The organism is Mycobacterium sp. (assembly GCF_039583785.1).
Classification (GTDB): Bacteria; Actinomycetota; Actinomycetes; order Mycobacteriales; family Mycobacteriaceae; genus Mycobacterium.
In genome coordinates this window covers 1-6,662 of record NZ_JAVKSG010000111.1, presented here as the reverse complement: position 1 = coordinate 6,662, position 6,662 = coordinate 1, and the positions used below count along the sequence as shown (strand labels likewise).

General features: G+C 24.1%; 12 protein-coding genes. 8 read left to right on the top strand and 4 right to left on the bottom strand.

Annotation, left to right across the window (positions count from 1 at the left end):
- From ABDV69_RS19585 to ABDV69_RS19565, 5 genes are all read left to right on the top strand, one after another.
- The coding region (locus ABDV69_RS19585; RefSeq protein WP_343577359.1) for a hypothetical protein at positions 1 to 359 on the top strand (359 nt) is incomplete at its 5' end.
- The gene (locus ABDV69_RS19580; RefSeq protein WP_343577357.1) at positions 343 to 675 is read left to right on the top strand and encodes a hypothetical protein; all 333 of its coding nucleotides are present in this window, start codon (positions 343 to 345) and stop codon (positions 673 to 675) included. The genes ABDV69_RS19585 and ABDV69_RS19580, both read left to right, overlap by 17 nt.
- 19 nt (positions 676 to 694) lie before the next feature.
- The gene (locus tag ABDV69_RS19575; RefSeq protein WP_343577355.1) at positions 695 to 1,147 is read left to right on the top strand and encodes a hypothetical protein; all 453 of its coding nucleotides are present in this window, start codon (positions 695 to 697) and stop codon (positions 1,145 to 1,147) included.
- Positions 1,148 to 1,187: 40 nt separating this feature from the next.
- Positions 1,188 to 1,574, top strand: coding sequence for a hypothetical protein (locus ABDV69_RS19570; protein WP_343577353.1), 387 nt, complete (start codon positions 1,188 to 1,190; stop codon positions 1,572 to 1,574).
- Between the two features lie 33 nt (positions 1,575 to 1,607).
- Positions 1,608 to 3,071: a DNA polymerase domain-containing protein gene (locus ABDV69_RS19565; protein WP_343577351.1), complete on the top strand. Its 1,464-nt coding sequence runs from the start codon at positions 1,608 to 1,610 to the stop codon at positions 3,069 to 3,071.
- Between the two features lie 4 nt (positions 3,072 to 3,075).
- Here ABDV69_RS19565 and ABDV69_RS19560 read toward each other — a convergent pair whose 3' ends face one another.
- Positions 3,076 to 3,543, bottom strand: a complete 468-nt coding sequence (locus tag ABDV69_RS19560; RefSeq protein WP_343577348.1) for a hypothetical protein — start codon at positions 3,541 to 3,543, stop codon at positions 3,076 to 3,078.
- Between the two features lie 54 nt (positions 3,544 to 3,597).
- Between ABDV69_RS19560 and ABDV69_RS19555 the strand changes: the two genes are divergently transcribed.
- The 3 genes from ABDV69_RS19555 to ABDV69_RS19545 are packed head-to-tail and all read left to right on the top strand — an operon-like array spanning position 3,598 to position 4,983.
- Entirely contained in the window at positions 3,598 to 4,008 is a 411-nt protein-coding gene (locus ABDV69_RS19555) for a hypothetical protein (RefSeq protein WP_343577345.1), read from the top strand.
- 31 nt (positions 4,009 to 4,039) lie between these two features.
- Positions 4,040 to 4,489 (top strand): hypothetical protein, encoded by a 450-nt coding sequence (locus ABDV69_RS19550; RefSeq protein ID WP_343577343.1) that lies wholly within the window; start codon positions 4,040 to 4,042, stop codon positions 4,487 to 4,489.
- Positions 4,490 to 4,491: 2 nt separating this feature from the next.
- Positions 4,492 to 4,983, top strand: a complete 492-nt coding sequence (locus ABDV69_RS19545; RefSeq protein ID WP_343577341.1) for a hypothetical protein — start codon at positions 4,492 to 4,494, stop codon at positions 4,981 to 4,983.
- 197 nt (positions 4,984 to 5,180) lie between these two features.
- Here ABDV69_RS19545 and ABDV69_RS19540 read toward each other — a convergent pair whose 3' ends face one another.
- From ABDV69_RS19540 to ABDV69_RS19530, 3 genes are all read right to left on the bottom strand, one after another.
- Positions 5,181 to 5,762: a hypothetical protein gene (locus ABDV69_RS19540; RefSeq protein WP_343577338.1), complete on the bottom strand. Its 582-nt coding sequence runs from the start codon at positions 5,760 to 5,762 to the stop codon at positions 5,181 to 5,183.
- Between the two features lie 6 nt (positions 5,763 to 5,768).
- Positions 5,769 to 6,443, bottom strand: a complete 675-nt coding sequence (locus ABDV69_RS19535; RefSeq protein WP_343577337.1) for a hypothetical protein — start codon at positions 6,441 to 6,443, stop codon at positions 5,769 to 5,771.
- 7 nt (positions 6,444 to 6,450) lie between these two features.
- Positions 6,451 to 6,662: hypothetical protein (locus ABDV69_RS19530; RefSeq protein WP_343577335.1), on the bottom strand; the 212-nt coding region annotated here is incomplete at its 5' end.

The following is a 6,662-nucleotide window of genomic DNA, read 5'->3' as shown; positions in this document are numbered from 1 at the left end:
TATCTTCTGTTGAAGAAGAAAGAATAACAAATGAATTTAAAGAATTTATTCAACCAAAATCATTTATAGATGTTATAGAAGAAGCAATTAATAATGGCATTAAAAAGGATTTAAAAGATGTTAGTTTATTATTAAATTCTGGAAAAATAATAAGTGCTAAAGATGTTATAAATGACTATAGAATAAATAAATTAAGAAACGGTGAAACTCAAGAAGGAATTAGCACCTTATTAAAAATATACAAAGTAAAAGAGTATATAAATTCAAGATATGATAATTTAATTACAAAAGCAATTAATGATAAAATTTTAACAAATAAAGAAGAAAGAAAGGTGTTTAAAATTGAAGATAACGAATAAAATAGCACTTGAAGCAAATGGTTATCAAGTAGTAAATAGAAACAATAAAGAATATGTAAGAAGAAAACCAAAAAGACTTACAGGTCTTGCTTTAGCTTCAGCAATACAGTTTGGTAAATTGAATATTAAACATAGAAATGAAAAAGGAATTGTTATAAAACCTAATGGAACAACACAAAATTTAAGTTCTTTTATTTCGGCTTTAGAAATGAAAGGATATAAGATAGCTCACCACGAAACGTTAACACAAAAATTTGATGTTTTGTTAAATAATAATAATAAAATAGTAATACTTAATATAGAAAACTCTAAATAGTTTTTTGCAATGTAAAGATATGAGAATAATATTTGAAGGATTAGATGGAACAGGAAAAACAACCTGTGCAAAGTATATGTCTGAAGCATTAAGACTTCCTTATTATCACGCTGTAAAACCAACTGATATAAATGATATATATACTGAAATGTTTTTAGACAATATAGTTATGGACAGATGTAGTTTTGTTGATAGTATAGTGTATAATAATGGAATTTATAATATAAAGATGCTTAAACACGATTTGAAAATACATAAGAAACTTTTCAGACATACCATATTTATATATTTAAATAATTATCCTTTTGCTCCAGATGAGCACGTTATGCTGGATGAAAAAGGAATAAAAGATAGGTATAAAAAGGTATTTGATGAATTAAAGAAGAAGCATTCTCTTATAATAAATATTAATTTAAAAAACATTGATGATATGAAAAATAGTTTAAATGCTATAAATTTAATATTTTCTTGAGATTGGTAAGTGTTTATATATACTTAATATATTATCAATCATGATAGCAGACGATATACAGAAGTTATTGGATGATATAAAAACAGAATATATCAAAGAATTAGACGGTTATAATAAAAGAGATAGAGAACTAATAACAAAATTTGTAACGAATTTGTTTAATAGATATATAATAGATATAATACAAGTTTCTATGAAAATCAAATTTGATGAAGGCGGCTTTGATGAAGACGAACTTTATAAAGACGGATTTGATAAAGAAGGTATGAAAGCAATGGGAAAAATATTTTCAATTGTTCCAGAGTTAGAAAAGGATGAAATAGAAAAAGTTTTTAACTTGTATATGGACGAATTTATTGATATTATTAATAAAGCAAAAACAAACGAAGAACTATTAACACTAATTAGAGAAAAAATAAAAGAATAAAAACATTTATAAGCTATTTCTCTATCATCATTTGTGGAAATTGTAAATGCCATATACAATGGTAATAAAATAGATATAATAAATCCATCAGGAATAATAACTTCATACTCTTTTAAAGACTTAGAATATCCATATTTTTATGGTGTTCCTGACAACAATAAAAGGTTTTCTGAAGAAGAATTAGATGCTATTATTTCTACAAAGAAAATGGATATACAGTATTATACTGAAACTGGAATAAAAACAGTAAAAGGATATAAAATAAACGTAAAAAATCCTTCTGTTATTTTTAAATTAAAAACTAAATTTTCAATGGTTTTTGAAGCAACAATACCATATTTAAGAAGACTTTCTCTTGATAATATTATTTCTTATTCTAAAAATGTAAAATACTATGCAGATATTGATGTAGAAGAAAGAAATGGAGAAATAGAAATAGTTGGATATAAAGATAATATTGACAACGAATATAAAGCTTTATCAGTTTCTGAATTTTTAAAAATAATAAAAGACAGGCATATAACAGAAATATGGGCTTGGAATGGAAATTCATATGACTTTACATTGTTTAATGATGAGTATTATAAACATATAGCAAAAATGGATGCAATGATATATTATTCTGTTTTTTTGCAGAAACCTTATAGAAGTTTAGACTATGCAGGAGAAGAACAGCATTTAGGAAACAAAGTTCATTTTACAAAAGAATTTAATGAATTAACTAAAGAGGAATTAATAAATTATAATAAACAGGACGTATTATTAATGTCTAATATAATTGATAAAGTTGGACTGAGAAAATTAAGCCACTTATTGGCAAATGAATTTAATTTACCTTACAATGAGATATATTCACAGTCTATAAACCACGCAGGAATAAGTGCTACAAGGATTTTTGACAGTATCTTATTGATAAGCAGTAACAAAGAAATACATTTATTAGATAATCCAAATAATTCTGAAAAGCACGAATATGAAGGAGCTTTTGTACTGGAACAACAGAGAGGTCTTCATAAAGATGTTTGTGTTATTGATATAAATTCATTATATCCACACGTTGTTATGTATTATAACTATGATAATTATTTATATGATTTTATGAAAAGTAAAGAAGAGTATTATTATAATATTAGAATAAATTATAAAAATAAATATGAAGAAACAAAAGACGAATATTATGATACTTATCAAAAAGTATATAAAATAATTATAAATGCAATATATGGAATTTGGGGCAATACTTACTACAGATATTATGACTATAAAGTTGCACAGCACATAACACGTAGAGGCAGAGAAACTCTTTTAAAAATGAAAAACATTATAGAGAACTATAATAAAAAGAATTTATTAATTATAGGAGGAGATACAGACAGTCTCTTTATAGAAAATCTAACAAAAAACGAAGGAAAAGAATTAGCTGAATATATCAACAAAAATTTGTATCCTTTTGAAGTAAAGTTGGATAAATATTTCAAAAAACTTATAATGTTATAAACAATTATTTCTTTTTTCTTGATAAGAGATAATATAATATTCCACCACCAACTACTGCACTAATGCTTCCGGCAACTATATATTCAACGTATGGATTGGTAACTATTTTTTTTGAAACACCAGTAGAAGAAGTATTTGCTACTGATGGTGTCTTAGTAGTAGAAGAACTTGTTGAAAATGTCTCTAAAGTAACAGTATTGCTTTGTACTGCTCTATTTTTTGTATATACTATTATATAATAACTTTCTTTATAATTTGAAGGTAAATCTTTTAAAGCTATAGTTAAAGAATAACTTTCATAAAAAGAATTTCCATTACTTATTATTTCATTATTTTCATATAATTCCCATCCTACGATTGTAGACATATCTGTTGCTGTTGCATATAAATTTACTGTTGAACCTGCTGGAACTTTTAATGTTGAAGTTGTGTTTCCATAATCCGAAACAATTCCTAAAGAAACATTTGCCATAATAATATATTACATAGTAAGATAAATATATATAGGATAAAAATATATATAAAAATGGATAGGAAATTATTTGAAAGAAAGGATAAATTATTATTTGAGAAGTATAATTATATTGTTATCCGGGCATTGCCGTCTATAATAAAGGTTGGTTCAAAGTTTATAACACATAGAAGCGATTTTTTAAACGGTTTTGATTTAATAGCTATATCAGAAACTGATAATATCTATTTTATTCAGACAACATCGTCTAATACCATTTTAGAGAAAGATTTAAAAAGAAGTTTTTATTCACACAGAAAAAAACTTGATAAATTATTTAAGAATTTTAATCATAATATTATATTATCGTGGTATTATAAAGAAAAAAATAGATGGAAGCATATAATGTATATGAAATCTCCAATTACCAATTATGAATGGAAAGAATGCATTTTTAAAGAAAATGGAGATATTATTATTAAATAGGAATGTTTAAATATTTTAATGAAATTAAGTCTTGATAGAAATGGAAATAGAAGAAATAAAAAAGTTGTTATATGAAATAGAAGAAAGACAGAGTGAATTAAGAACAGAAATGGTAGAAAAGATAGCTGATGCTGTTATGAATAAATTTGGAAATACTCTTATACATATATTACCACTACCGCCTGCAGCTAATAAAAATATGCACCATATAAAAATATTTAAAAATGGTGCAATGTATCTTTTTACGCAAGTATTTTATGCTCCTGCTGCTGAATATGAAATACCCATTGAAGGAATAAACGTTGTTGAGTACTTCAATTTACCTTCATCAACAAGTTTTCTTGATGCTATGGAACATTATAATACCCACTTTGACTTAAAAGCATATTTAATCAAGCAGATGGAATACTGGATGTCCAATGATTACACCTCTTTTGACTATATAGAATGCCTCTTCAAGGTTTTATATAAAGATGAATAAAAATGAAACAAAGTATTTTTGATTTATTAAAAGAAGTTGAAATTAAAATAGGTACGAATATAGAGTTTTATTCTTCTCGTGGAAGGCAGAAGGTACAGATAATTGTTTATCTTTTAAAATATTTTAAAGTTAAAGTACCAAGAAAGTATAAATTTGATATATATTTTCATGGAGCATATTCTATACAACTTGCAGGTGAATATGATTTTATAGTAAACAATAAATTAAAAGTCCTTTTTGAAGAACTTGTTAATGTTAAATCAAGAAATAAAATAAACAATAAAATTATAGAAGTCATGAAAAAAATTCTTTTTATGAATGGAAAATCAACATCCTTAACAATTCTTGAAGAAATTACAACTCTCTTGAGTTTGCATGATAAGTTTAAAAGACCAGAGGATGCATTAAGCAAAGCAAGAACTCTCCTTCCATACAGGAATAATTCAACATGGAAAACAGCTATAAATATTATAAACAAAAACAATATATGGTGATATTTATAAACAGTGAATTATGGAATTATAATGTTTTTTCTTATAAATTTAATAGAAAACATTTTGTTGAGAAATTTATAAGAGAAAAACATTTTTGTTATTTTATACACGTCTAATACAGTGGATATATAATTAACCATAAAATAGTTTCATGCGTGTTTTTTGGTCACTTTTATGCATTTTTCTGGGGGTTTATGTTACAATTCTATGGTATATAGATAAGTAGAATTTACTATAGAAGTAAAATTAATTATATTTTTATTATTGGTTAAAACTCCGATGTTGGAAAAGTCTATTTCATCAATATTATTAATATCTTTTATATTATTTACTATTGTTTTTACAAAATTTTCTATAACTTCATAATAATTATTTATAAATTCTTTATCAAATATATGATAAGAAAATTCTCTTATATATAATACATTATTTTTTAAGGTTGCAACATAATTTTTTACACGCTTATGCTTTATGGTGAAAGTCATATCATATTCTGATGCTCCAGTTCTTATTAACACATATATTATATTTCTCAATATGTAATTGTGTAATTCGTTTTTATTATAGTTTTTTATCTCTTCTGGCAAACAGTGTATATGAAAAGTGTTTTTTACAAACCAGTTAGGAACTTTAAGACCAATATTATTTTCTCCAAATATTATTTTTATTTTACCAGTTTTATATTGCACAATAGCACTTTCTCTATCGTGTTCATTACTCCACTTTGCAATTTCTATAATTTTGTTTTTATTTTCTTCAATGAATTTAGGTAGTTCCATTATATATTATAACTTTATAGTATATAAAATTAGATTATTATCTAAATATTCTTTTAGTTTTTTTGTTGTTTCGTTATTTTTCATTTCATTTGTTATAGCACCGTGGAGTTCATCTATATCTTTAGTAGTTAAATCTTGGTCATAAAATACGTAATGTGCGTCATATACTATTCTAAATTCTTCTAAAAATTGGGACAAAGTCTTAGTTATATTTTCTGTTAAAACATTATAATTAATATCTTTAACAATAGAAACACCATAATTTCTTATATATAAGACATTATTTTTACTGTCCAAAGTTGCAACATAATTATTAGCTGGGTCATTTTTTTGCTTTTTCTCATATAGAATTTGCCAAGTGCGGTTACGTTGTACAACATTTCTCATATCAACTACAGATTGAAATACTTTAAATAGGTCAAATGAAATATAATTAAAAACTATTTGTTCTGTTTCGATAGAATCATTACCTATTTTATTCTCTGGTAAAGTATGTATATGTAAATCATTTTTAGCAATTTTATTAAGATATGTTATAGAGAGCTGTTTATTAGAATAAAGTATTTTTGTTTTATTATTTAAATATTGTATAATAGCACTTTCTTTATTATTTTTATTACTCCATTTGGCAATTTCTATAATTTTGTCTTTATTTTTCTTTATAAAATCTGGTAGCTCCACATATATGTTATAGCTTTATAGTATATAAAATGAAATTATTGTCTATAAGTTTTTTTAATTCTATTACTGATTTTTTATTTTCCATTTCATTTGTTATATAGCTATTGAGTTCTTTTTCTTCTATATCATTAATTAAAAACCTATTAAAAAGTTTATCATATAAATCTACATATTTTTTTACAAACTTAACTTCAAAATTATTTATATCTTTTGATAAAT